Annotated in this window: 24 protein-coding genes; 12 read left to right on the top strand and 12 right to left on the bottom strand. The window is 44.7% G+C overall.

The annotated features are described in order from the left end of the window. Positions 1-190: 190 nt before the first annotated feature. From potA to ACMFL8_RS01475, 4 genes are all read left to right on the top strand, one after another. Positions 191-1,489, top strand: a complete 1,299-nt coding sequence (gene potA / locus ACMFL8_RS01490) for a spermidine/putrescine ABC transporter ATP-binding protein PotA (RefSeq protein WP_413189900.1) — start codon at positions 191-193, stop codon at positions 1,487-1,489. Then, positions 1,489-2,376: a spermidine/putrescine ABC transporter permease PotB gene (gene potB / locus ACMFL8_RS01485; protein WP_010195883.1), complete on the top strand. Its 888-nt coding sequence runs from the start codon at positions 1,489-1,491 to the stop codon at positions 2,374-2,376. The genes potA and potB overlap by 1 nt, the downstream gene beginning before the upstream one ends. After that, on the top strand, positions 2,376-3,182 hold the full coding sequence (gene potC, locus ACMFL8_RS01480; RefSeq protein WP_413189899.1) for a spermidine/putrescine ABC transporter permease PotC: 807 nt from the start codon (positions 2,376-2,378) through the stop codon (positions 3,180-3,182). Before potB ends, potC begins: the two co-directional genes overlap by 1 nt. A gap of 93 nt (positions 3,183-3,275) precedes the next feature. After that, positions 3,276-4,166 (top strand): LysR family transcriptional regulator, encoded by an 891-nt coding sequence (locus ACMFL8_RS01475; RefSeq protein ID WP_194620728.1) that lies wholly within the window; start codon positions 3,276-3,278, stop codon positions 4,164-4,166. Between the two features lie 245 nt (positions 4,167-4,411). Here ACMFL8_RS01475 and ACMFL8_RS01470 read toward each other — a convergent pair whose 3' ends face one another. The 5 genes from ACMFL8_RS01470 to ACMFL8_RS01450 all read right to left on the bottom strand — a co-directional run bounded on the left by ACMFL8_RS01470 (position 4,412) and on the right by ACMFL8_RS01450 (position 7,805). Then, the gene (locus ACMFL8_RS01470) at positions 4,412-4,852 is read right to left on the bottom strand and encodes a hypothetical protein (RefSeq protein WP_194620727.1); all 441 of its coding nucleotides are present in this window, start codon (positions 4,850-4,852) and stop codon (positions 4,412-4,414) included. A 216-nt stretch (positions 4,853-5,068) separates the two neighbouring features. Continuing rightward, a complete protein-coding gene (locus ACMFL8_RS01465) occupies positions 5,069-5,440 on the bottom strand; it encodes a CrcB family protein (RefSeq protein WP_194620726.1) in 372 nt (123 codons plus the stop codon). Between the two features lie 55 nt (positions 5,441-5,495). Next, on the bottom strand, positions 5,496-6,554 hold the full coding sequence (tsaD, locus tag ACMFL8_RS01460) for a tRNA (adenosine(37)-N6)-threonylcarbamoyltransferase complex transferase subunit TsaD (RefSeq protein ID WP_413189898.1): 1,059 nt from the start codon (positions 6,552-6,554) through the stop codon (positions 5,496-5,498). Positions 6,555-6,805: 251 nt separating this feature from the next. Further along, the gene (locus ACMFL8_RS01455; protein WP_413189897.1) at positions 6,806-7,321 is read right to left on the bottom strand and encodes a c-type cytochrome; all 516 of its coding nucleotides are present in this window, start codon (positions 7,319-7,321) and stop codon (positions 6,806-6,808) included. 109 nt (positions 7,322-7,430) lie between these two features. Beyond that, entirely contained in the window at positions 7,431-7,805 is a 375-nt protein-coding gene (locus tag ACMFL8_RS01450) for a hypothetical protein (protein ID WP_413189896.1), read from the bottom strand. A gap of 644 nt (positions 7,806-8,449) precedes the next feature. Between ACMFL8_RS01450 and rpsU the strand changes: the two genes are divergently transcribed. Together rpsU and ACMFL8_RS01440 are read left to right on the top strand one after the other, a co-directional pair. Beyond that, entirely contained in the window at positions 8,450-8,665 is a 216-nt protein-coding gene (gene rpsU, locus ACMFL8_RS01445; RefSeq protein WP_010195908.1) for a 30S ribosomal protein S21, read from the top strand. Positions 8,666-8,903: 238 nt separating this feature from the next. Beyond that, complete coding sequence (locus tag ACMFL8_RS01440) at positions 8,904-9,353, top strand: GatB/YqeY domain-containing protein (RefSeq protein WP_194620723.1); 450 nt, start codon at positions 8,904-8,906, stop codon at positions 9,351-9,353. Between the two features lie 76 nt (positions 9,354-9,429). Here the strand turns inward: ACMFL8_RS01440 and ACMFL8_RS01435 are convergent, their stop codons facing one another. Further along, positions 9,430-10,989, bottom strand: coding sequence for a M48 family metalloprotease (locus tag ACMFL8_RS01435; protein WP_227676148.1), 1,560 nt, complete (start codon positions 10,987-10,989; stop codon positions 9,430-9,432). Positions 10,990-11,625: 636 nt separating this feature from the next. Between ACMFL8_RS01435 and ACMFL8_RS01430 the strand changes: the two genes are divergently transcribed. The 4 genes from ACMFL8_RS01430 (at position 11,626) to thiS (ending at position 14,074) form a co-directional block, all read left to right on the top strand. Further along, positions 11,626-12,093 carry a sulfurtransferase TusA family protein gene (locus ACMFL8_RS01430; protein ID WP_413189895.1) on the top strand — a complete coding sequence of 156 codons (468 nt, stop codon included), beginning with the start codon at positions 11,626-11,628 and terminating at the stop codon, positions 12,091-12,093. Between the two features lie 241 nt (positions 12,094-12,334). After that, entirely contained in the window at positions 12,335-13,198 is an 864-nt protein-coding gene (rpoH, locus tag ACMFL8_RS01425; RefSeq protein ID WP_201574459.1) for an RNA polymerase sigma factor RpoH, read from the top strand. 65 nt (positions 13,199-13,263) lie between these two features. Continuing rightward, positions 13,264-13,638 carry a DUF423 domain-containing protein gene (locus tag ACMFL8_RS01420; protein WP_413189894.1) on the top strand — a complete coding sequence of 125 codons (375 nt, stop codon included), beginning with the start codon at positions 13,264-13,266 and terminating at the stop codon, positions 13,636-13,638. Between the two features lie 235 nt (positions 13,639-13,873). Further along, positions 13,874-14,074, top strand: a complete 201-nt coding sequence (thiS, locus tag ACMFL8_RS01415; RefSeq protein WP_010195929.1) for a sulfur carrier protein ThiS — start codon at positions 13,874-13,876, stop codon at positions 14,072-14,074. A gap of 262 nt (positions 14,075-14,336) precedes the next feature. On the opposite strand, the gene hpf is transcribed toward thiS, so the two are convergent. Then, entirely contained in the window at positions 14,337-14,717 is a 381-nt protein-coding gene (gene hpf / locus ACMFL8_RS01410) for a ribosome hibernation-promoting factor, HPF/YfiA family (RefSeq protein WP_352310577.1), read from the bottom strand. Positions 14,718-15,077: 360 nt separating this feature from the next. Next, entirely contained in the window at positions 15,078-16,775 is a 1,698-nt protein-coding gene (gene rpoN / locus ACMFL8_RS01405) for an RNA polymerase factor sigma-54 (protein WP_413189893.1), read from the bottom strand. A 404-nt stretch (positions 16,776-17,179) separates the two neighbouring features. On the opposite strand from rpoN, the gene ACMFL8_RS01400 reads away from it, so the two are divergent. Next, positions 17,180-18,094, top strand: coding sequence for a nitrilase-related carbon-nitrogen hydrolase (locus ACMFL8_RS01400; RefSeq protein ID WP_413189892.1), 915 nt, complete (start codon positions 17,180-17,182; stop codon positions 18,092-18,094). A gap of 59 nt (positions 18,095-18,153) precedes the next feature. Here ACMFL8_RS01400 and ACMFL8_RS01395 read toward each other — a convergent pair whose 3' ends face one another. From ACMFL8_RS01395 to lptM, 4 genes are all read right to left on the bottom strand, one after another. Further along, a complete protein-coding gene (locus ACMFL8_RS01395) occupies positions 18,154-19,170 on the bottom strand; it encodes a tyrosine recombinase XerC (protein WP_413189891.1) in 1,017 nt (338 codons plus the stop codon). Positions 19,171-19,176: 6 nt separating this feature from the next. Continuing rightward, the gene (dapF, locus tag ACMFL8_RS01390) at positions 19,177-20,064 is read right to left on the bottom strand and encodes a diaminopimelate epimerase (protein ID WP_413189890.1); all 888 of its coding nucleotides are present in this window, start codon (positions 20,062-20,064) and stop codon (positions 19,177-19,179) included. Positions 20,065-20,266: 202 nt separating this feature from the next. Further along, positions 20,267-21,643, bottom strand: coding sequence for a diaminopimelate decarboxylase (gene lysA / locus ACMFL8_RS01385; protein ID WP_373299625.1), 1,377 nt, complete (start codon positions 21,641-21,643; stop codon positions 20,267-20,269). A gap of 94 nt (positions 21,644-21,737) precedes the next feature. Next, the gene (gene lptM, locus ACMFL8_RS01380; protein ID WP_189583132.1) at positions 21,738-22,052 is read right to left on the bottom strand and encodes an LPS translocon maturation chaperone LptM; all 315 of its coding nucleotides are present in this window, start codon (positions 22,050-22,052) and stop codon (positions 21,738-21,740) included. An 854-nt stretch (positions 22,053-22,906) separates the two neighbouring features. Between lptM and ACMFL8_RS01375 the strand changes: the two genes are divergently transcribed. Then, positions 22,907-24,139 carry an acetate/propionate family kinase gene (locus ACMFL8_RS01375; RefSeq protein WP_189583135.1) on the top strand — a complete coding sequence of 411 codons (1,233 nt, stop codon included), beginning with the start codon at positions 22,907-22,909 and terminating at the stop codon, positions 24,137-24,139. The last annotated feature ends 112 nt before the right edge of the window (positions 24,140-24,251 follow it).

Below are 24,251 nucleotides of genomic sequence, written 5' to 3'. Positions count from 1 at the left end.
TTTATTTTACGACAAAGTAGCATCGCTAACTTATAACGAACTGGCACTGACTTATATCCAAGGTTTGTTATAATACGCAGCAACCGAACCCTATTGATACCCATCGTTTATCCTCATACCAAACCACCTTGAAGGCAGTGCTTTAGACGTATAGCTGTACTGAGATGTTGGATACTTAGGAACCAACCTTATGACCGAATCACCTTCAAACACGCTCCAAGCTGCGGCGTCACTTGACACGGTACTGCTGCAACTGACTGATATAAAAAAAACCTATGACCAAACCGAAGTATTAAAAGACATCAATCTCGACATCAAGCATGGTGAGTTTTTGACCTTGCTTGGCCCGTCAGGCTGCGGCAAGACGACATTGCTACGCTTGATTGCCGGTTTTGAGCAGCCAAACGCTGGTGCTATCTATCTAGATGGCGTGCAGATGTCAGGCTTGCCAGCGGATAAGCGTCCGGTCAATACGGTGTTTCAGCAGTATGCCTTGTTTCCGCATATGACCGTCGCGCAAAACGTGGCTTATGGTCTTAAAATTAAAAAGGTGCCTAAAGATGAGATTAAAACGCGCGTGAGCGAGATGCTAGCAATGGTGCAATTAGAGCATCTCGCCAATCGCAAACCGCAGGATTTATCTGGTGGTCAGCAGCAGCGTGTTGCCATCGCACGGGCGGTCATTAATCGTCCTAAATTATTGTTACTTGATGAGCCGCTATCGGCACTCGACCACAAGCTACGTTTGCAAATGCAGTCTGAGCTTAAACGGCTACAGCGTGAGCTGGGCATTACTTTTGTTTTCGTCACCCATGACCAAGAAGAAGCACTATCGATGTCAGACCGTATTGCGGTGATGAAAGACGGCACCTTTCAGCAAATCGGCACACCTATCGAGATTTATGAAACGCCCGCGAATTTATTTACTGCCAAATTTATCGGTGAGACCAATCTATTCAAGGCAGAAGTCAAAGGCGTCTACGCTGACCAGCCAGATCGTGATGGCAAAGTCACTAACGGACGTATCGAAGTCGAAGTCTGTGAGGCACAAGCTCAAGACGGCCCAACGACGTTACGTAATTTACGTCGTCCTGATTTTGCCAATGATGTGCAAGTAGGCGACATCGTCAATTTACTACTGCGCCCTGAAGATTTGCGAATTTATGATCCTAATGACGATGTCCATACTGGACTGTTTGGCCGAGTGATTGAAAGTAACTATAAAGGTAGCACTTTAGACTCTATTATTGAATTGGCAAACGGTCATATTATCAAGGCTTCTGAATTCTTTGATGAAGACGATCCAAGCTTTGATTATAAATTGAATGAAGCGGTCAAGGTCTCATGGGTTGATGGCTGGGAATGGGTGCTACCAGATGACAGTTCACTTGATCCCTCACTTGATCCCTCACTTGACCCCTCAATTGACCATTCAACCGCCAACTCAAGCGAACATCAAAGCATGTCTGTGCAAAAGGATGTCAGCTGATGGCACGTACTAGCCGTTTCAATTTGGGCAGCAAAAGTCCTTTTCGTACCGCAACGCTGTGGTTGATTTGGGGTTGGTTGCTTATTTTTGCCTTATTACCCAATATTCTAGTCATCGCTGTTAGCTTTTTGACCCGCGATAGCAGCGCTTTTATCAGCTTGCCGGTCAGCATCGACAGCTATGTACGCATAATTGATCCGTTGTATTTTGAGGTATTTGTCCATTCATTATGGATGGCAAGTATCACCACGGTTATCTGCTTGCTGCTTGGTTATCCTTTTGCGTGGCTGGTCTCTAAAGCCAAAACTCGCTGGCAGCCGCTGCTCATGATGCTATTGATATTGCCGTTTTGGACGAACTCTCTAGTACGCACTTATGCCCTCAAGTTATTGTTTGCTAATAATGGTTTGATTAATAAATTCTTGCTAGCGATAGGTGTGATTGATACTCCTATTGATATTTTATACACGCAAGGCGCGGTCATAGCGGGACTGACCTATTTGTTATTTCCCTTTATGGTATTGCCGTTGTATGCAGTCTTTACTGACTTGCGCAATGACATGCTACTCGCGTCGCAAGATTTGGGTGCATCGAGAAGGCAGACCTTTTGGCATGTGGTGCTACCACTCACAACACCAGGGATTATCTCTGGGGTACTGTTGGTGTTATTACCAGCGATGGGTATGTTCTATGTGGCCGATATTTTAGGCGGCTCGCGCAACTTGTTGGTCGGTAATATTATCAAAAACCAGTTTTTGGATGCGCGTGATTGGCCGTTTGGCGCAGCGGCAAGCGTATTATTGACCCTCGCTATGGCGGTACTATTACTCGCCTATCGTGCCAGTAGTCGCCGCATTGGCAAGACTGACTTTAATGAGGTGGCCTAATGTCTTATAGTTCACCAACCAAAAAACCTCGTACGCTTAAGATTGGCAGTATCGCCGCCAAAGGCTATCTCGGGTTGATTTATGCCTTGCTATATCTGCCCATTATCGTCCTAGTGGTGATGTCTTTTAACAAGTCAAAAATCGGCTACAACTGGGATGGCTTTAGCTTAAAGTGGTACGAATCACTATTTAATAACCAAGCGATGCTCGATGCATTTTGGCACTCTATTGTTTTAGGATTGGTTGCCGCGACTGTCTCGACTTTGATAGGAACGCTCACTGCCCTAGCCTTACATCGCTATAACTTTCGCGGTAAGGGCTTATTAAATGGACTTTTATTTGTCCTGATGATGTCGCCTGAGATTGTATTGGCTATCTCATTATTGGCGCTATTCTTGCTGATTGGTCTACAGCTAGGTTTTGTCTCACTACTATTGGCACACATTACTTTTTGCCTGCCGTTTGTCGTCATCACTGTCTTTGCGCGGTTAAGCAGCTTGGATGAGCGCTTGATGGAAGCGGCGCGCGACTTGGGCGCCAGTGAATCGACGATGGTACGTACCGTGCTGATTCCCGTTATTTTGCCAGCAGTAATGGCAGGTTGGTTGCTCGCCTTTACCTTATCGCTAGATGACGTCGTGGTTTCAACCTTTGTCACGGGCCCTAGCTATGAGATATTACCGCTACGAATTTACTCGATGGTACGAGTAGGACTCAAGCCAGAAGTTAATGCTATTGGTACACTATTATTAGTCGCTTCTTTGATATTGGTCATTATCTCACAGTTGCTGTTACGCAAGCGCTAGTTGTCCATGGCTCATTAATCATACGCTATGAATGAAAGTCAGCAACATATGTACTATAATGAATTTTTCTCAACTTAGCAGGCAGGTTGTCTTATGCTAGAGCTCCGCCATCTTAATACGTTAACTGCATTACGAGCGCATGGTTCACTTGCTGCGGCTGCCGATGAGCTGCACGTGACAGCTTCTGCGGTCTCGCATCAGCTAAAAGAGCTAGAGAATTATTACGATATTAGCTTGGTCAATCGCCGCACGCGTCCGCTGACTTTTACGCCAGCTGGCAAGACGGTACTGGCATTGGCAGACAGCATTATGCCGCAGGTCACTCGTACCAAGTCCAATCTGAAACGCTTGGCACACGGTCAAGCAGGTAGATTACGCCTAGCATCCGAGTGTCACAGCTGCTTTGATTGGCTAATGCCGATACTTAATCATTATCGCCGCGAATGGTCGGATGTCGAGCTGGATTTTGCGACGGGTTTTGAGCCTGAACCGCATCATTTATTAATAGAAGGTGATATTGATCTACTCATTACCACCAGTGATTTACCGATAGAGGGCATCAGCTATCAGCCGTTGTTTGAGTATGAGAGTCGCTTGGTGCTATCGCCAACGCATGATTTAGCGGTGCAGAAGCTTATTGAGCCGACTGATTTGACTGAAGAGACCTTGATTGCCTATCCGGTAGAGGCCAAGCGTCTCGATATTATTGCCAATTTTATGACGCCAGCTCAAGTCAGTTTTGATAGTATTCGTACGACAGAGCTGACTGCGATGCTGATTCAGCTGGTCGCTAGTGAACGCGGTGTGGCGGCCTTACCTGATTGGGTCGTTGCTGAATATGAGAAAAAAGGTTGGGTCGTCTCGCGACCGCTGGGTGATGGTGTGCATTGCCAGCTGTATGCAGCGACACGCACATCGAGTCAAGATACCGCTTATATGCAAGGGTTTGCGAGTTTGCTACAAGGAATAGTAAAGCCGGTTTAATATTTCGCTATTTACTAAATTATTCCAGTTAAGAAATATCGTCCGCTCTCTTACGTTATGACGAGCATTATGGTAAATGACGGTTCCCTAGTGAGGACTTGAATGTCTGGCTGTGAGCTATGTATACCAATAGGTTGAATTATTAAGATAATGACGGTGTACTTAATGGTGTACTTAGCATACATATTCTATCGTATTTGAATTGCTGGCTACCTAGTGTTTTTACCTATTAAAAAGTTCATATATTAATTCAATACCAAAAAAAATTTTGGTCTTGCGTCTGTCAATGCTTCTAAAAGGTACAAATCTTGAAAATTTCTTTCTCCCCATTCAACTAGTTGTAATTCCCCTGAAAGACTTTTAATATAGGAATTCACAAAAGAAGACAACATATATTGCGAAAAAATAGGATGTTTATCAGTAAAGTATTTCCATCCAATAATGTAAACTTCTTTCCATTTTAACCAGTTTTCAATCAGATAATCTGATACTACATCTGTAAGCGCATCTAGGCTTTTACCTGTAACTAGCTTAGGGCTGTAAGATCCGTACAATACCTTCCCTATTGTCAAAGTGAAGTCTTCTTTACTCTCACAGCCCATTAAGTCTATAACAACTATGTCAGGGTCATCCAATCTTTGCTGACCAAATTGAACCCAAGACTCGTTATCTCGAAAATAAATCATTTAATTCTCCCAAAAGCTTTACTGCCATGAATACTATGTTCAAACTCAGCTGCTGGACTAAATATGCAAACCTTATCCAGATCAGTACATACAAAAGGTATACCCTAAGGGAACCACCTAAAAGGTGCCAAAAACCTATTAACAGACCACTTAAAACAGACTGCAATAAAAGAACTACTCAAATCAGACCATTAAGTGAGTAATATCTATCGAAGGTTACAAAACCAACTTAAACAAATAAAATCCGATAGCAGTCGCCAGTAAAGTCAGTCCCACATGTAAACCGATAAGCGCCAATCCTGCCAGCAAACGGCCATCATTAATAAAGGTAAAGACCTCCGCGCTAAAAGTGCTAAACGTCGTCAGCCCACCCAAAAACCCAGTGATTACGAACAGTCTAGCATTGTCAGACAAGCCGCTACCCATCCGCCCGAACCACACTAGAGCGAGCCCTATTAACAAGCCGCCCAACACATTAGCGCCCAACGTACCTAGTGGTATCCAATGATGCAGCGGATTAAAGCGCGCAAGCCAGCCTCGCAAACACGCGCCCAGCGCGGCGCCTAAACCAATCGCAATCCACTGCATAGATCATCCTTAGGTTTAATAAAGGTTAACGAATAGCGTATTGAGAAAGTCATCTTTAAACCGCTGGTAGCTCTGTCATCGGCCAGCGCGGCACGCAGCTCACCGCCAAATCATCTGATTGACCCGCTTGCAGGCGCTCGTAACCGGCATAAGCAATCATCGCACCATTGTCCGTACATAATGCTGGCGGTGCATAATGAACCGTCGCATTTATTTTGGCTAGCTCAGCTTCTAGCGTCTCGCGCAAATGGATATTGGCACTGACACCACCCGCAATCACCAAACGGTTCATCTCTGCTTGCTTGAGCGCTTTGATGGATTTTTTTACCAGTGTATCGACCATCGCGTGTTGGAAACTGGCAGCGATATCCGCGCGAACTTGTGGGTCGCTATCCGAGACATTACCCGAACCACCTGAGCATGGCGTGTCTTTGATAAGGTTATGCACGGCCGTTTTCATACCGCTAAAGGAAAAATCCAAACCACGATGTAACATCGGTCTTGGTAAACTGTAAGCATTTGGGTTGCCAGTCTCTGCCAGTTTGGCAATATTGGGACCACCAGGATAAGGTAAGCCCAACATTTTGGCGGCTTTGTCAAAACACTCACCTGCCGCATCATCTATCGATTCGCCCAATATCTCATACTGACCCACACCACGTGCGGCGATAAGCAAAGTATGCCCACCAGACACTAACAGCGAGACAAAAGGAAAAGCTGGAGGATTTGCACCCATGAGCGGTGCCAACAGATGACCTTCCATATGATGGATACCAATCGCAGGAATGTCTAAGCCATACGCCAAGCTGCGTCCAAACAATGCACCCGTCATTAAGGCACCAATAAGCCCGGGGCCTTTGGTATAAGCAATCGCATCAATCTCGCTTTTCTTGACGTCGCACTGCTCAAGCAACTCATTAAGCAAAGGCACCAGCTTGCGAATATGATCACGACTGGCAAGCTCAGGTACAACACCGCCGTAGAGTGCATGCAGCTCTATCTGTGAATACAATACCTGTCCAACCAGACCTTGATTGTCACTGTTCATTTGCTCACTATCAAAAATCGCCAGTCCCGTCTCATCACAAGAGGTCTCTAAACCCAATACCTTCATACTTTTGCCTTTATACCTTTGTTTTCGAGCTGCTTTTTGCCGTTTTTTTATCTTACATCACTTTAGGAATTTGAATAGCGAATAAAATAAGCCAAATACTATTTCTAGTTCAACAAATGATTTTCGCACAGTCAGTCATATTCGTTAAGGTTGATATCAATAAAAAACGGGCATAAAAAAACCGCCATTGTCAGTCACAATGACGGTCAGTTTAACAAATTTCAATGGCTAATATATTCCATTAAGCCTTATTAGCTCACAGATGCTAGCATATAATCAACCGCTGCATGCACTTGCGCTTCAGTGACGCCATTTACCGCTTGCGCTGGCATCTTATTAAAGCCTTTAGCGGAGTGACTATACAGCGTTTCTTTATCCTTGGTCAGACGAGCCGTCCAAGCCGCCGTATCGCCATATTTTGGCGCATTGAGCAAACCAGCAGCATGACAAACCTGACAGTTTGACTCATACAGTTTAGCACCAGCATCAGCAGCCAGCACTTCAGGCTCAGCAGCAGTTTCAGGTGCTACCGCTTCTTCAACCATCATGTCGGTAGACTCTGTTTCTGCTTCAATCACAGGCTCAGGCGTCGTGATTTCAGGTTCTGCTACGACTGTTTCTTCAACGGCAGTATTAGCATGTTCATTGGCTGCTGTACTCTCTTCAGTGGCCTTGTTATCGCCACTACAAGCACTCACTGCAAATATCACGCTCATACTGATTACAGACAATCTCAGTTTCTTCATATACGATTGTATATCAATCATGGTTTTACCCTTACTTAATAAGTCTGTAATCGGCTAATAATGCAATATATAAGCTCAAAATACTTGCCTATACTACTAATGACTGTCTAAGAGTTCGTTCAGCACTAACTTATTCAGCAGTGGCTGCCGCTGCATCTTCAGTAGCCATATCAGTGCTGTCAGTAGTCGGAGCAGCGGCTGTATCAGCACTATCGGTAGCCGTTGCTTCTGCCATATCAGTGTCAGCCATACCAGCTTCAGCAGTAGTAGCACCATCGACTGCCGTACCGTCTGCAGTCATATCCGCAGCTGGCATCGGGGCGGTTTCTGGAAACTCCATTTCTTCAGCAGGTGGGCCATTTTTTATCGCAAGTGCCGCTGCTTCATCAACGCGATCTTTTGCATATACTTCATGCTCTTTGTCGCCACCACAAGCGCTCACGCTCGCACCCAAAGCAACGATAAATGCTGTGCTCAACACCGTACTTAATACTGTTTTTTTCATGCCGACATCCTCAATAAAATACACATAAAACGGTTCATATGCTTACTAGAGTCTATTTGATATTCAAACGTGGTGCTGGCAGTCACTATTTTTTAGACAATATGTAGTGAAATTGTTGAAGCCTAGTCATTCTAGGTTAAACCATTTCGCCATAATATATTGGCAAAAAAGAGTACTGCACTGAAAGTGCTGATGCTAAAATTACCCCAACCGTTGTTGAAAACCTAGCTAAGGTCTCGACATTATCGTCGGTTTTCGCCTAGTTTGGCGTAACTTTAGCCATCAGCAGCCCTGATATTTGAATGTTCAATAGACCCTATAATATGGAAATTATCATAGCATAAACTCCAACCAAACCGTTATAGACTGTAGGGACTTTTTATTCACGGTAAATTTTGTGCCCTGACTCAATCTAAAGCAAGACAGTTGCACCTAAATACTCATCTAAGCAAATAACATATAGACAATAAACCATTAAAATCGTTGACTTTGTTGGTATTTTTTATTAAAATACCTGCCCTTGTGCTAATGCGCAAGAATTGTCCTAGTTTGAGCTGATGCCTGTGATCTTGAGATATTACGGCTAAATACTAATACACAGCCAAGCTAATGCCCTTATATCTCATCCTAATCGAGGAGTCTTCATGCCTGCAGTTAAGGTTAAAGAAAACGAACCAGTAGATATCGCTATCCGTCGTTTCAAACGTGCTTGTGAAAAAGCTGGCGTATTATCAGACGTACGTAAGCGTGAGTTTTATGAAAAACCAACGCAAGTACGCAAGCGCAAAAAAGCAGCTGCCGTAAAGCGTTATAAAAAGAAATTACAACGCGAAACTATTCGTACCACTCGTATGTATTAATCAGTAATCTGATTTAGTTACGTACAAGCGCTACACTAACGCCACTGTTATCCATTGATATCAGTGGCGTTTTTTATGCTACAATTTTTGTTATTACTGCTGATACATTTTTTATCAAAGCCACTTTTTTTATCAAAGCCACTTTTTTATTAAAGCCCCGATCAGCAGGTTTTGCTCTACAAACCTAACAAACAACATATGACAAATAGCATTTAACAGATAAATAAGGATGATAGCAGTGAGCCAACTTAAACAGACTTTATCAGACAATATCAAAGTTTCCATGAAAGCTCGTGAGCTTGAGCGCGTTAAGGTATTACGTAACGTACAATCAGTCATCAAGCAAATTGAACTTGATCGTCAAATAGAGCTCGATGATGCAGGCGTACTAGAAGTTTTACAAAAGCAGCTTAAACAACGCCAAGAATCGCTCGGTATTTTCACCGAAAACGACCGTGATGACTTGGCAACCAAAGAGCAGTTCGAGATCGATATCATCAATGAGTTCATGCCACAGCAAATGAATCAAGACGAGATCATGGCATTGGTAAATGCCGAGATTGCCACGCAAGGTGCTACTTCTATGCGTGATATGGGTAGTGTGATGGGCGTGCTAAAGAACAAAACCGCTGGTCGTGCTGACCCTGCGCTCATCTCTAAGCTGGTAAAAGAAGCTTTGCAAGGTTAATATTTTTTATGGTCAACATCGTTGCTTGAGACTGATGTGCCGTAGCTGTAAATGATGAACAGATAAACACAACCGCCTAAGGCTTAAAGTCTTTGGCGGTTTTTACGTCTTTAATTTCTGCATTTATGCTCGCCAAGAGCGGACGCGCACTATTTGCTTGCGCGGTCGTTTGCATGCTTTCAGCCAATCGTTTGGCCTGCGTTAAGGAAGTAAGCGCACTTTCATAGCGCCCATTCCATAGCTGATCATGGCTGCGATAGCGCAATGCGTTGATTGTCGCGATGTTGGCTAGCTGCGGGGAGTCAGTCGTTTTGGCAATTCTCTCATTGGCAAGTTGTAAGCTTTGCCATGCGTAACGATCGCTTGGTTGCTGCTGGGTCAAAGGTTTTAACAAGGCTTGTGCTTTGGTCGGCTGATTGCTGTTCGTCAACGCTTCGGCTAAATACAAGCGCAAATCACGGCGCTCAGGGTAAACACGCTGCTGACGCTCTAATACTTCGGCGGCTTGCTGCCATTTGCCTTGTTCATTCAGCATTTGGCTATGCGTAATCGACAACAATGGCTCTAATGACTGGCGCTGCGCCGCTGGTAACACGACAAGTTCCGCCAATATGTCATTGGCATCAGTAAAGCGTTGTTGCTCGCTATACCAAGTCATCAACGCCAATTTGGCACCTAAGCTGTTTTTGGCAGCCGCTGTCAGTGTGGTCTCAGACGCATGCTTACCTGTACTTTGGACACGCCAATAAAGCAAATCAAACTGCACTTGATGACGCTGCTGCTGGCTTAATGACATGGCGGGATACTGCTGGGCGCGGCTCTGTGATTCGCTCAAACGTTCATTGCTTAAGGGATGCGAACGTACAAAACTGGGCAAAAACAGATTGGCTGTCTGATTAAGTTGGCTTTTTTGATTCATCGTGGCAAAGAATCTCGGCATCGCGCGTGGGTCATACCCAGCTTGGGTCATGATTTGCATCCCTACCCGATCGGCCTCGCGTTCGTTATTGCGACTAAAAGCCATGCTGCTATTCATTAGTGCTGTTTGGCTGCCCATCAGTACTGCTGCTGTGGCATCACCATCGACCGCTGATGCGGCAATCGCGGCCAGCATACCGCCTATTTGCATCAGTAAGGCTTTCTTACGTTCATCAACGCCACTCTCATAATGGCGTTGGCTAATGTGCGCCACTTCATGAGCGACGACACTAGCCAATTCATCCATACTACTCGCAGCCAGTATCGTCCCTGTATTAATGCCAATGACGCCGCCTGGCACTGCAAAAGCATTAATACTGGGATTGTCGATGATCACCAAGCCCAAGGGCGCTTGCTCACGCGCTTGTGCATTGAGCCGCCACGTCATTTCTTTAACCGTTTCTTGCACCCAAGGATCATGCTCCATTTTTGCGCGACCATTGATACGTTGTAATGACCACTCACCAAGCAGCTTATTTTGATACTGTTCCGCGAAGCTCAGTCCTTGCCCGCGTAAATTGGGTAAATCGAGCGCTTCTGCCGCTGGTGTTTGCCATGAGTTATAGGCAAATGGCGCAGCAGAATTTTCGCTACTATTGGCGCCAGTTGTCAGAGCCAATAATACAGCCGATAGCCCTAGTTTTATTGCATGAGGCATAAGCAAACGACCTGTTTTTTGTTTGGATACAAACAATATCATTTTCTGTATATCCTTAACGATGGCGCACTCATTCAATTTATTGCTGCCTTGTCTATAGTCGGTTCAGTATAATTTGGATACAAGGAAGGCGGGTGAAAGTACTACAAGTAGTAGACTAAGCAAGCTTGACACCGTATCCAATTTATAGAGGATTGACTATACCAAGCAGTGACTGTCTATTAGAATGATACAGATGCGCATCTTACCCACTTGATAATAACGTAATTTTGACTATACGAGCTTGTTTATACAAGGTCAATTCTAGTCTGTATTTAGCTACCAATAACTCGGCTGTGCGTCACTATTGTGCAACATGACAATGTAATTATTGATGGTCAATTTTTGGTTTGATTGTTGATAGCATTTTTAGCTGTCAGCCTTGAGTAGTCATTCTAGTGAGCCAAACATTACGATGACTATATTCAACTGCAACTGCATCGCGGCAATTTGCTATAATAACGAATGGTCGCAAAATGTCTACATTAGTGCCGTTTACTTAATAGACCAAACAGATTGATAAGTTAATATTAATAAATATGGTCTATTAAATTCTCTACGGCTACCAATTCAAGTTTTAATATCTCAAGGTTTTTTATGTCTGCTGACAGTCAGTTAATTACCACACAAGGGTCTTACTTTGTTTGTTTGTCAGCAAGTTTGCCTGATACGCAGCAGCATGTTATTAAAGAGTTATTAGACTTATTGTCTACTGGTCATACGGGTAATATTGAGTTGGATGGAACGACAGGCTCCGCTCAATCGATTCTTAACATAAAAAGTTGGGTAGACGGGCGTGGACTTGCCTGCCCGATGCCACTGTTAAAAACCAAAGTGGCACTACGCGATGTAGCAGCTGGCGAGTCGTTATATGTTGTGGCAACCGACCCTAACTCGAAAGCGGATATCACCGCTTTTTGTCAGCAAAGCCAGCAAGCTAAAACGACGCCTAGTTTGGGATTAACGATGAGCGAAATGACCGACAAAGTACTGGTTGATGGCGCTACATCACAGCGTTTCGATACAATATATCACTTCATCATTACCAAAACTGATAGCAAATAAGCGTCGCTATCCTTTACAATTACAACAATAAAGATTTTTATCTGACTGTTTGTTTATCTATTTAACCAAGGTCAAGAATATGGCTACTACCGCTAATGATGCTGCGAAAACACGTAAAAAAGATGGCGCAGCGCCTGAAAAAAACGAAGCGCGCGATGCAGCCCTAAAAGCTGCTGCGGCGCGTCCACCTTATGATGCTAGTGCATTTGAAGATACGAGCACTCGTGACTTAGTGCCAGCGATGCCGACGCATCTGTCAGCGCCTGGGGTCAATCTGGGCGCGTATATCAATACTGTGCACCAAATCCCTATTTTAACCCCGACGCAAGAGCAAGAGCTTGCCCATCGCTATTATGATGAAGGCGACGTGGAAGCCGCACGCTTGCTCGTTATGTCGCATTTGCGCTTTGTGATTCACATCGCGCGCAGTTATTCAGGCTATGGTTTACCACAAGCGGATCTCATTCAAGAAGGCAACTTGGGGTTAATGAAAGCCGTCAAGCGTTTTGATCCCAATAAAGGCGTGCGTTTGGTCTCCTTTGCGGTGCATTGGATTAAAGCTGAGATTCACGAATTTGTGATTCGTAACTGGCGCATTGTAAAAGTCGCGACCACCAAGGCGCATCGTAAACTGTTCTTTAACTTACGCAGTCTTAAAAAGACCAATAACCAACTCACTCTTGAAGAAGCAGATGCCATCGCCAATGACTTAAATGTTACGCGTAAACAAGTGCTTGAGATGGAATCGCGTCTCACCTCCTATGATGCGTCATTTGAAGCGCAATCTAGCGACGATGATGATGGCCGTTATGCGCCGCAACTGTTTTTAGAAGATGGCATCGATCCTGCTGAGATGGTGGAAGAATCAGATTGGGAAGAAAACAACTCATCGGCATTGATTGCAGCGATGGATACCCTCGATGATCGTTCACGCGATATCGTTGAGCAGCGCTGGCTGTCTGAGCAAAAATCAACCTTGCACGAATTGGCAGCGGTTTACTCTATCTCGGCTGAGCGCGTACGCCAAATCGAAAAGAACGCTATGGATAAAATCCGTGAGGCGATGACTATCGATAGTGTCATTTTACCCAATGATATTCAGTAAATCGTCCCCTATGCGCTATTACCGCTGCGCTATTGACAGGCTTGAATGATAATACGAGTTTTCGCATGGTAAATTGGATAGGTATTGCAGCGATCAATATGGCCATTGCTGTTGGCTTAGGCGCTTTTGGGGCACATGGTCTCAAAAGTATGGTCAGTTCTCAGCAGCTTGAATGGTGGCATACGGCAACGCTCTATTGGTTTGTCCATGCCCTCGGTTTATTGCTGGTTGGCATACTTGTCCGTCTAAATTATACGACTCAGACGAGTGCATGGTTGCTGCAAGTTGGCGTTATTATATTCGCTGGTAGCCTATATGCGATGACATTGGGCGCACCACGTTGGTTTGGCGCAATCACACCTATTGGAGGTGTTTTGATGATTGCAGGTTGGCTGTGGCTTGCTGTCTCAGCGTTCCGCTTGAGCAATGCCGCCAGCTAAATATAGTCAAAATATTCTAAAAACGCGACGGTACTGCTGATATCAATTTTTTGTAGCCTCTGTCTACGCAGGCACAGCAAGCAAGAAAAATGGATATCAGCAGTGCGTGATGTATCGATATTACTTTTCACTGACTACAGTAAAGTGATTAACAGCTGCGAAAAAGATAGATAGTAATGATGTGACTGAACGATATGGCAAAAAAAGGAATTTTAACAATTAAGGAGTACATTTTATGAGTACCATTAGCGTTAATGGTAAACATCTACAGACCACCCATCAGACCGTGCAATTGGTTATCAATGAGCTAGGACTTAGCGAAGGTCGCTATGCAGTCGAGGTCGATGGAGATCTGATCCCAAAGAGCGAACTTGGTCAGCTACGTATCACTGAGGGGATGAATATTGAAGTGGTACAAGCAGTTGGTGGCGGCTAGTTGTTCATTGGATAGCGACCTCCAAAATAATAATTGAGCAATATCAGTAGCTACAACAAGCAAAAATTTATTAATAACATCCTCTCTTTCGTTAAATAATGACGGGATGATAAGCAATAAAAAGACCTCAACGTTAGATACGTTTGAGGTCTTTTTTATTGCTTATTATGTCTTTACTCAATCAATAGGCTATTTATATTATTTATTCATACTATTTATGGGTTTATTAGCCACTATATATTGAGCATCAATCATAATAAAACTAAACGGCTGGCACTACATCAGCGGTGCTGAGATCTTCATAGCGTCCATCACGCCCTGCACCCTGAGTCTTTTTACGCTCCTGACGGGTTTTATATTTACGTACTTGTCTATCAAGCTTGTCTGCCATCTCATTAATGGCTTTATACATATCATCCTCAAGCGCTTGGACAAACATTTCTTGACCTGAGACTCGCATAATCGCTTCGGCTTTATGGCTCTTTTTACCACCATCACTTGCGCCGCTATTGTCTAGCGATAAGATCACTTTAATACTTTGTATCTGATCGAAGTGACGCTCTACTTTTTCAAGTTTTTCGCGAACCGCTTTGTCCATTGCATCGGTAACACTGATATGGTGACCACTGATAGAAACATTCATATTATTGTCCTTTTATTTATGACTTACAATCAACAGATGAGGCGGCATTCCTACCCTTTTCATCTTGCCTTACCAACGACCGCTACAAAATTTTTGATAAAAGTTGACGTATCCTTATATTGCCAATTTAGTATCGCCCTTTTTTTACCAAAAAAAATTTTGCGTCGTTTTTGTCTTTGGTATGACTCTAATTTGTCATGAAAACCTGATAGTAGCAAGATAGTAAATTGTAACTAAGTGTAACAATGGCTGTTGTTTCTTGCAGGTTTCTATATAATCAAAAAATTTTATTTTTTATATTTATAATAAGGTATATTGAAATTTTCCTGACTTTGAGGATAAGTCATTGAATTATGGCAATTAATATTTTTGCTTGCGCTGGGCAGATGAGCCAATATTCATCGCTTCACGATATTTGGCCACCGTTCGGCGAGCAATATCGATACCTTCAGAAAGCAGTTGATCTTTTATGCGATTGTCAGACAGCGGTTTTTTGGGATCTTCATCCGCTATCAGCTTCTTAATCATCGCGCTGATAGCCGTCGAGGAGATGTCACCATCGCTACTACTGACATGCGATGAGAAGAAATGCTTGAGTGAAAACAAGCCTTGCGGTGTCAAAATGCTTTTGCTAGTGGTCAAACGCGAGACGGTCGATTCATGTAAATCAACCTCTTCAGCGATGACTTTTAGGATAAGCGGTTGCATGGCCGTCGCACCGTGCTGCAAAAACTCTTGCTGATAGCGCACGATACTGGTCGCTACCTTTAACAGGTTTTGATTGCGCTCTTCGATACTACGAATAAACAGCCGCGCATCGGTGAGATTTTCACGCAAATATTGATTATCAGGACTGTCATCGCCACGTTTGACCAAATTGGCATATTCTTGATTGACCCGTATTTTTGGTAATGTCTCAGGGTTCAGTCGTACCTGCCAGCCATCTATCTGTGCAGTAGCATTGGCTCTGTTGCTATTATTGGTGCTCTGAGTATTGTGGCGACGGATAGGCGTGACTAGTACATCAGGGATGTCATAACTGGCAGGCGGTTGAGCGTAATCTGGCTGATTGCTTTGAAACAGCAAACCTGGCGAAGGGTTTAAGCCGCGCAGTAAGTTAAGCGCAGGGGTAATGTGCTCAGGTGCCAACCCTGTCCGTTCAGTCAGCGCTTTGATATTATTACTGACTAAATGTTCACTGGCGGACAATAGCGCTTGCGCCTCTTTGAGATAGTCAGTATCAGCATCGAGCTTGACCAGCTGAATCGCTAGACACTCACTTAAATTGCGCGCACCGACGCCCAATGGATCGCACGATTGGATAACGCGCAGTACCGCCATGACCTCATCATGCTCAACGCGCTCCTCCCATTGATAAAAGCTTGCCATGGTCTCAAAGCTTTGTAACAGCTCATCAATATCAAGGCGCACAAAGCCCATATCATCCATCGAGTCCATCAGATATTCTGCAATCAGCATGTCCGTCTCCGAGAGACGCTTAAAGTTAAGCTGCCAACGCACATGATCCTGTATCGTGGCGCAGGTAGCACCTTGATAACGATCAAACTCATCATAATCTGATTTTGCTAAAGCACTAGAAGCACTGCCAGCACTAAAATGACTGGCATCAAAACGGTCAGTATCAAAGCGACTATCGTCATCGTTATCTAACGCTTGATAATCTGTCGCACCCTCATCGATACCTGACTGCTGTAGTTTATCGAAGCTATCCGCTGAACCATCACTGTAATCGCCCGTACTATCATCGTCATAGCTGGAAGTAGATGACGCGGTAAATGAATCAGCGCTAGCAGCTTGGTTCCAAGTATCGAGGGTTAATGGCTCGCTAAAGTCATCTACCATCGTATCGTTATTGCTCTCGTATTCGTCTTCCTCATCCTCGATACGTTCAAGCAGCGGATTACTATCCAGCTTGGCCTGAACCTCTTGTGCGAGCTCAAGACTAGAGAGCTGCAACAATTTAATGGCTTGCTGCATTTGCGGGGTGAGCTTTTGTGATGTACTTAGCGTGGTCGCCAATCCGAACGACATACTCATAGGTAGCTTATTACACTCCAATCGTGGTGATATAGTCTATAGTTAATTTACTCTAAATCAGATACAGCGTTTGGCTTGCTTAGCCTACTGTTTGTAGCACTTCCAATCGCCTGCTTTGTATCTAAATTATGTTGAACCGACTATATGTTATGCTGATTAAGGTCGTGAGTTCATATTATCAGGTCATGACGATAGCATTTTTTGCCACAATTTTGCTATGATAATTTATACCCTATGCGCACGAGCTTTTAATACCTTTCTTATAAAAATACCGAGATACAGGTTTTACTGCCTGAATGAATCAATATTTCAGCACATATAACCTGTTAATAATGACAAGCTTATTATGATAAGAAAGATTAAGTACGCGCCTTGTCAGCTCAAGAATAACTGAGGAGCAAACTATGAATAATCCTATAAATAATACGCAATTCACCATTGCTGCGATCCAAATGAACAGTCAGCAAAACACGGATAACAACTTAGCTGATATAAAAGCTGCCATCATTGATGCCCGTGCCCAAGGTGCTCAGCTGGTGGTTTTACCAGAAAACTGCTGCAGCATGGGTGAGCAGTTTGCCACTGCTGAGCAATTTGATGCACTATCAGCGACGTTGGCGGATTACGCTCGTACCTACGGTATTTATGTGCTGGTCGGCTCTCTGCCCTGTGTTTATCGCCCAGATGGTATGGTCGTACCTGATGGTAAATTGCGTCAAGTCAGCCAGCTGTTTGCCCCTGATGGCAAACGGGTAGCACGCTATGACAAAATTCATTTATTCACAGCGACGGTGGCGGATAAGCAAGGCAACTATAATGAAGCCGCCACGTTTGAGCCGGGCACACAGACTGTCATCGCACCGATTGAGGTAAATGATGCCGTGTATCAATTGGGGATGATGGTTTGTTTTGATTTGCGTTTCCCCGCCTTGGCGCAACGTTTGCGGCAAGCGGGTGCTGACATATTGAGCGCGCCGTCAGCCTTTACTTATTTGACGGGGCAAGCACACTGGTCGCTGTTGCTACGCGCGCGGGCGCTAGACAGTCAATGTATGGTCATTGGCGCAGCACAAGGCGGTGACCATCTCTACAAAAATGGGAATACACGGCAGACGTGGGGACATACCGCCATCACCGCTTTTGATGGCACTATTATAAATAGTTATGATGATAGTGCACTGAGTAAGCAGGCTCTGGGCAAAGAAGCTGTTGTTCAAGAACAGCAAAATTATGAAATCGTCTTGGCAACTTTTGATAAGTCTGCCCAAGCGCAAGGTCGGCAAAAAATGCCTATCTTTGACTGCCATCGTTTGGCTTAAGGGTAGCGCTGGTTTGTTTACATAAACGGCTTTAGAGTTTGAACGTCAGTCTTTAAACTTTACGTTGAGTCTTTATTATTCTGCGCATGAGTCGCACGCGGATGGGCGCGATCATAGACTTGCGTAAGCTTAGCAAAATCCACATGGGTATAAATTTGTGTGGTGCTAATATCGCTATGCCCAAGCATCTCTTGTACCGCACGCAAGTCACCGCTGCCCGACAGCATGTGCGAGGCAAAGCAATGGCGCAATAGATGCGGATACATATTTTGGGCAATGCCTGCCCGCGTTGCCGCGACTTTTAGACGTTGTTGCACTGCTCGCGTTGACAAGCGTGTGCCCAATTTTTCACTGATAAATAATGCGGTGTCCATCTGCTCCACCCACAGGTTACGATGCGGTAGATAGCGCGTAATCGCTTCTGCTGCTTTAATGCCCAATGGTACTAGGCGCGTCTTATTGCCTTTACCTGTCACTCGTACCCGCAAATCAGACAAATCCACATCTGCCATATCCAGTGCGACCAACTCGCCGACACGCAGACCACTGCTATAAAGCAGTTCAAACATCGCTTTATCACGCAACCATAATCGCGCTTGCTCCGGCGTATCAGGGATTTCTTGATCCAGTAGTTGCGTCAGTAAATCCACGTCAGCGATCGACGGTAGTGGTCGAGGGCTGCGCTTAAGCTGATAGCCGGTCGTTGGATTAATACGTGCTAAATCCTCTTCGATCAGCCACCCATAAAAGTGGCGGATGGCGGATAGCTCTTGCTGGACACTAGCAAGTGCCAGCTTATCTTCATCGAGTCGTTGGCTGATATGCTGGGCTAATTGACGCTTATCACAGCGCGTCCACGTCAAACGCTTGCCGCGTAAAAACAGCGCCAGTTGGTTCAGTCCCGCAAAATAAGCGGTCAATGTATGAGGTGAATGATTGCGCACTGACAAAGTGTTTAGCCAACGATGTACTGGTGCGAGCAGCTCTCGTAACGAAGCGTCTGACTCGATAGTGGCGGCCAGCTCAGCGGATAGCCACGATTTTGACTTCGAATCTACTGTAGGCGCGGTCGTCATTGTCTATTAGCCTTCTGGATTGGGCTTGATGCCCGCTTGCGCCATCAGACCATCTGGGCTAAATACGCCCTCATAAACAAATGCCGTTGGCCCCGTCATCATGACCGAATAGCCCGGCTGCCATTTGATAATCATGCTACCGCCATAGAGCTGTGCGCGCACATCTTCGCCTTCATCGAGCCAGCCTTCACGGATACCGACTGCCACTGCCGCACACGCGCCAGTACCACAAGCTTGAGTCTCACCGACACCGCGTTCATAGACACGTAGACGAATATGACGCTGGTTCATCACTTGCATGAAGCCGACATTGACACGGTCGGGAAATGCCGGATGTGACTCAATGGCTTTGCCCAAGGTTTCAACATCGGCATCGAGTACGTTGTCGACTTTTATAACGGCATGCGGGTTGCCCATATTGGCAACATAAAGCTGTACAGGCGTCCCATTAACGTCTAGATGATAAGCGTTTTGGATTTTGGTGGTGGCTTTTGGGGTGAATGGAATCTCGTTTGGCTCAAATTTCGGCTTGCCCATATCGACTTCTACCCAACCATAACGGTCAGTAGTCAAAGAAATAATACCGCTCGCTGTCTCAACACGCAGACGCTGCTTAAATGACAGTTTACGTGCTTGCACAAAACGCGCAAAACAACGTGCGCCATTGCCACACTGCTCGACCTCGGTGCCATCAGTATTAAAAATACGATAACCAAAATCGACATCAGGGCGCATGGGCGGTTCAACCACGAGCAATTGATCGAAGCCAATGCCCAAATGACGATCACCCAACAACTGCACCAAATCCTTGGTTAATTCTAAGCGCTGGGTCACCAAATCGATGACCATAAAATCATTGCCCAGACCATGCATTTTTGTAAATTCTATGAGCATATCCTTGAGTCCTATCCTATTTTTATGTATGTGTTATATTAGCACGCTGTCAGATACAATCATAATTATCACCGCTATCAAATACTAAGTTATATTTATCCTTTGAAACCAATATCTTGATAAAGCTCTGCCATAAAAAAACCCACTATCAATACGATAGTGGGTTTTTTTATATTCAAATGTCATGGCAGACCTAATAATGTTACTCGGCTTGCCACAGCGTTTCATCTGCATATAACGCTTCAATGGTTTCGCGTTTGCGAATCAGCTGATGGCGATCGTCGGCCACCATGACCTCACTAGCACGCGGACGCGAATTATAATTGCTACTCATGGTAAAGCCATAAGCACCAGCGCCCGTTATCGCTAAAACATCACCTGTAGCGAGCGATAACAAACGGTCTTTCGCTAAGAAATCCCCTGTCTCACAGATAGCACCAACGATATCCCATGGCTGCGTACCGTCAGTGTCTAGACCATTCTGTGGTAACATTTCAGGAATCACTGCCATTTCAGCTTGGTATAAAGCTGGGCGAATCAAATCGTTCATCGCGGCATCAACAATGGCAAAATTCTTATGCTCGGTTGGCTTTAATACGTCAACTGTGGTCAATAAGATACCGGCATTGGCCACAATACTACGACCCGGCTCAAAGAATACTGTCAGGCCAAGCGCGCTTAATTTAGGTAATAACGCCTCGGCAAACTCATCGATAGACACGGGCGTTTCATCAATATAACGCACCCCTAAGCCGCCGCCCAAATCGATATGGCGTAGCTCGATACCTTTGTCGCGCAGGCTATGCACCAGTTCAATGATTTTATCGAGCGCGGCAACAAATGGCTCAACCTCAGTCAACTGCGAGCCAATATGACAATCAATCCCGACGATATCGATATGCGATAATTCTGCCGCTTGTTGGTAGACAGTGGCCGCATCTTCATGGGCGATGCCGAATTTGTTGTCTTTTAAACCTGTTGAGATGTATGGATGGGTGTTGGCATCGACATCTGGATTGACCCGTAGCGATATCGGCGCAGGCTTATCAAGTGACTTTGCGACGTCATTGATTAAGGTCAGCTCGCTAATCGACTCGACATTAAAGCAGCCAATACCTTGGGTCAGTGCATATTTGATATCACCGCGAGTTTTACCCACGCCGGAGAATACCACGCGCGCAGCTTCGCCACCTGCTGCCAATACTCGCATCAGCTCACCACGCGAGACAATATCAAACCCTGCACCCGCTTGCGCTAGGATACCAAGCACGGCCAGATTAGAGTTGGCCTTAACCGCATAACAAACCTGATGCTTTAGACTGGAAAAGCTATCCGTATAGGCTTGATAGACGTCTAATATCGCCTGTTTTGAGTAAACATAACAAGGCGTGCCATAATGCTTGGCCAACGCTGCGACACTAACTTGCTCCATATATAAAGCGTCGTCGCGATAGTGCAGTGCTGGTAAGTGGGCAGTTAAAGCGTTAGGGTCGATATATAACCCTTGCTCAGTCTGGGTGGTAACTGACTCACCAATAGTAAAATCGGTTACGCCTGCGTGTTGCTCAGAATGACTCATATGCACATCTCTAATTTCATCAGGTTATCAAGGGTAAAGGTTGTCGGTTGCGGCGAGCAAGAACGGCTCTTTGACAAACAATTTTTCTATAAAATTAATAATCGTTAATATCGGTGCTCGGCTCAGGCAATACTTGCTGCTGTTCTAGGTAGCGCGTTTTTTGATAGTCATCATCATCGACACTAGCGAAGGCAGCGTCTTGTGGATTGCTGGTACTGTCGATTTTATCGGTACTCTCTTGCACGGTCTGGCTACTGGAGTCTACTAAATACAAATCGCCTTTTTGCCCGCAGCCTGACAAGCCCAACATCATGGTACTGCCAATAATGAAAATATAGAAGACACGGCGGCTACTGCTAACCAATACGTTAGTAGACTCAGACTTGGAGAAATGGGATTTAATAAGCATAGAATAGATGACCTTTAACATTGCAATGGTGTGGAGGCGCTAAGAGCAAGCAGTATTAGGGCTTGTCTTCAATTCAATCGATAGTCATCTAAATGGGCTAAAAATGGCTAAATCTTGCCAAACATCGTCAAATAGCTGGTTAATATCCCGATATTATCTGCGCTATTTTTCTTGTTTGACGGCAATTCATCTCATTTTTATCACCATTTTTGAAATGAAGACACGCCCTAGTAAAAACCAAATTAAAAATCGAGCACCAAAACAGGAGGATACGACAAGGTTTTAATCATAGCATTATTCTATAAAGCTGTGCGCATAGTGGCTATTAATAATGACCATTCATAATGGCTATTCATAGTAATTGTGAATCACTCAAAAATTTATTAAGCGTTGGTATTATTTTGAGGGGTTACTTTATTTTGGATGTACTACATTACCTTTAGAACTATTACTAGAGCACCATTTTAGTTAGCAAATAGCGATTTAGCAGCTTTTTGACAAACTTTCTTACAATTTATATTGCTCATGGTTTTAGTGCTTTAGCAGCTATTAAACCCCAATGATACTCGGTGCACAGTTGTATTAATTACACGCTCAGTACTGAATTTAAACCTTATCGTGGTCGTGGTATAAGCACAAAAATATGTTACATTATAGCCCGACCTTGCAGCTGTGACGAGCGCGCTAGCAAGCGCCTCATCGACACTCGACAAGTATGGCCGTGCAAGAATGACCAAAATCAGCCCTATTTTTGTTTGACGGATGTCAGCATGAATACGGCTGGTTTTTGTTTATTTAACCCGTGTTAATCTATAATGATTCAACACTTATAAAATATAATCTAAGGATAGAGTATGAGCGCCAGCCTGACCACCACTTTTGATGATAAAAACTCTGACACATCAACCCTGACAAGTCCTACTTTAGTCCTTAATTGTGGCTCTTCTTCTATCAAATACGCGCTGATTAGTGATGACAACTCTACTCGTATTACTGGTCTTGCCGAAAACTTAGGTCTGGATACTGCCCGTATCAAACACACCACTCTAAATGGCGAAAAACTCGAAATCTCTATCCCGGGTGGTCGTCATAAATTGGCGCTACAAAAAATCCTTGAGCTATTAGAGCAGTACCATTTCATCGCGGTCGGTCATCGCGTGGTACATGGTGGCCGTGAATACTCAGCAGCTGTGCGAGTCGACGATCATGCACTCGCAGAAGTCAAACGCCTCAAGATACTGGCACCACTACACAATCCTGCCAATGCGTTGGGTATCGAAGCGGTGCAAGCCATTTATCCTGATATGCCGCAAGTTGTGGTGTTTGATACCGCCTTTCACCAAACGATGCCGCCCGTTGCGTTTCGTTATGCTCTGCCAAAGTACCTGTACGAAGAACACAAAATCCGTCGTTATGGTTTTCATGGCACCTCTCATGCCTATGTCTCAGAGCGTACCAGCCAAATCACGGAGTCTAAAGGGCCACATGGTTGGCTAACAGCACATCTCGGTAATGGCTGCTCGGTGGCTGCCGTATACGATGGCAAGAGTCTCGATACCAGTATGGGTCTGACCCCACTCGAAGGTCTGATGATGGGTACGCGTAGCGGTGATGTCGATCCTAGCTTGCACATGCATCTAAAACGTCAACTCGGTATAAGCTTAGAAGAGACTGATAAAATGCTCAATAGTGACAGTGGACTGCTGGGCATATCAGGCTTGTCTAACGATCTACGTACTATCGAGCAAGCAGCCAGTGAAGGCCATAAAGACGCGCAACTTGCGATCGAGATGTTCTGCTACCGCGCTGGTAAATACCTTGCCAGTCTAAGCTGTGCGCTACCGGAGTTTACCGGTATCGTCTTTACCGGTGGTATCGGTGAAAACTCAGTGACCACGCGTGCCAGCATCTTAGCAGTGATGCGTCATTTTGGTATCAAAATAGATGCGGACAAAAACGCGGATTTATCCCGTGGTAAAGAAGGCAGCTTCCATGCAGATGACAGTAGTATTGAGCTTTGGGTCGTACCAACGGATGAAGAATACCGTATCGCGCAAGAAACGCGTCAGGCCTTGCATTTGGTATAAGCCTATTTAGATATTATACTCAGCGTTTATCATTCCTGATGGTTATAAAAAACATAGAATAAAACGCTCAGTATTTTTTATGCTGCCAATAATAAATCGAAGTCTAAAACAT

It is taken from the genome of Psychrobacter sp. AT9 (genome assembly GCF_047272965.1).
GTDB classification, from domain to species: Bacteria; Pseudomonadota; Gammaproteobacteria; order Pseudomonadales; family Moraxellaceae; genus Psychrobacter; species Psychrobacter glaciei.
Note: the sequence above shows the minus strand (reverse complement) of the source record. Positions and strands in the feature narration are given on the sequence as shown.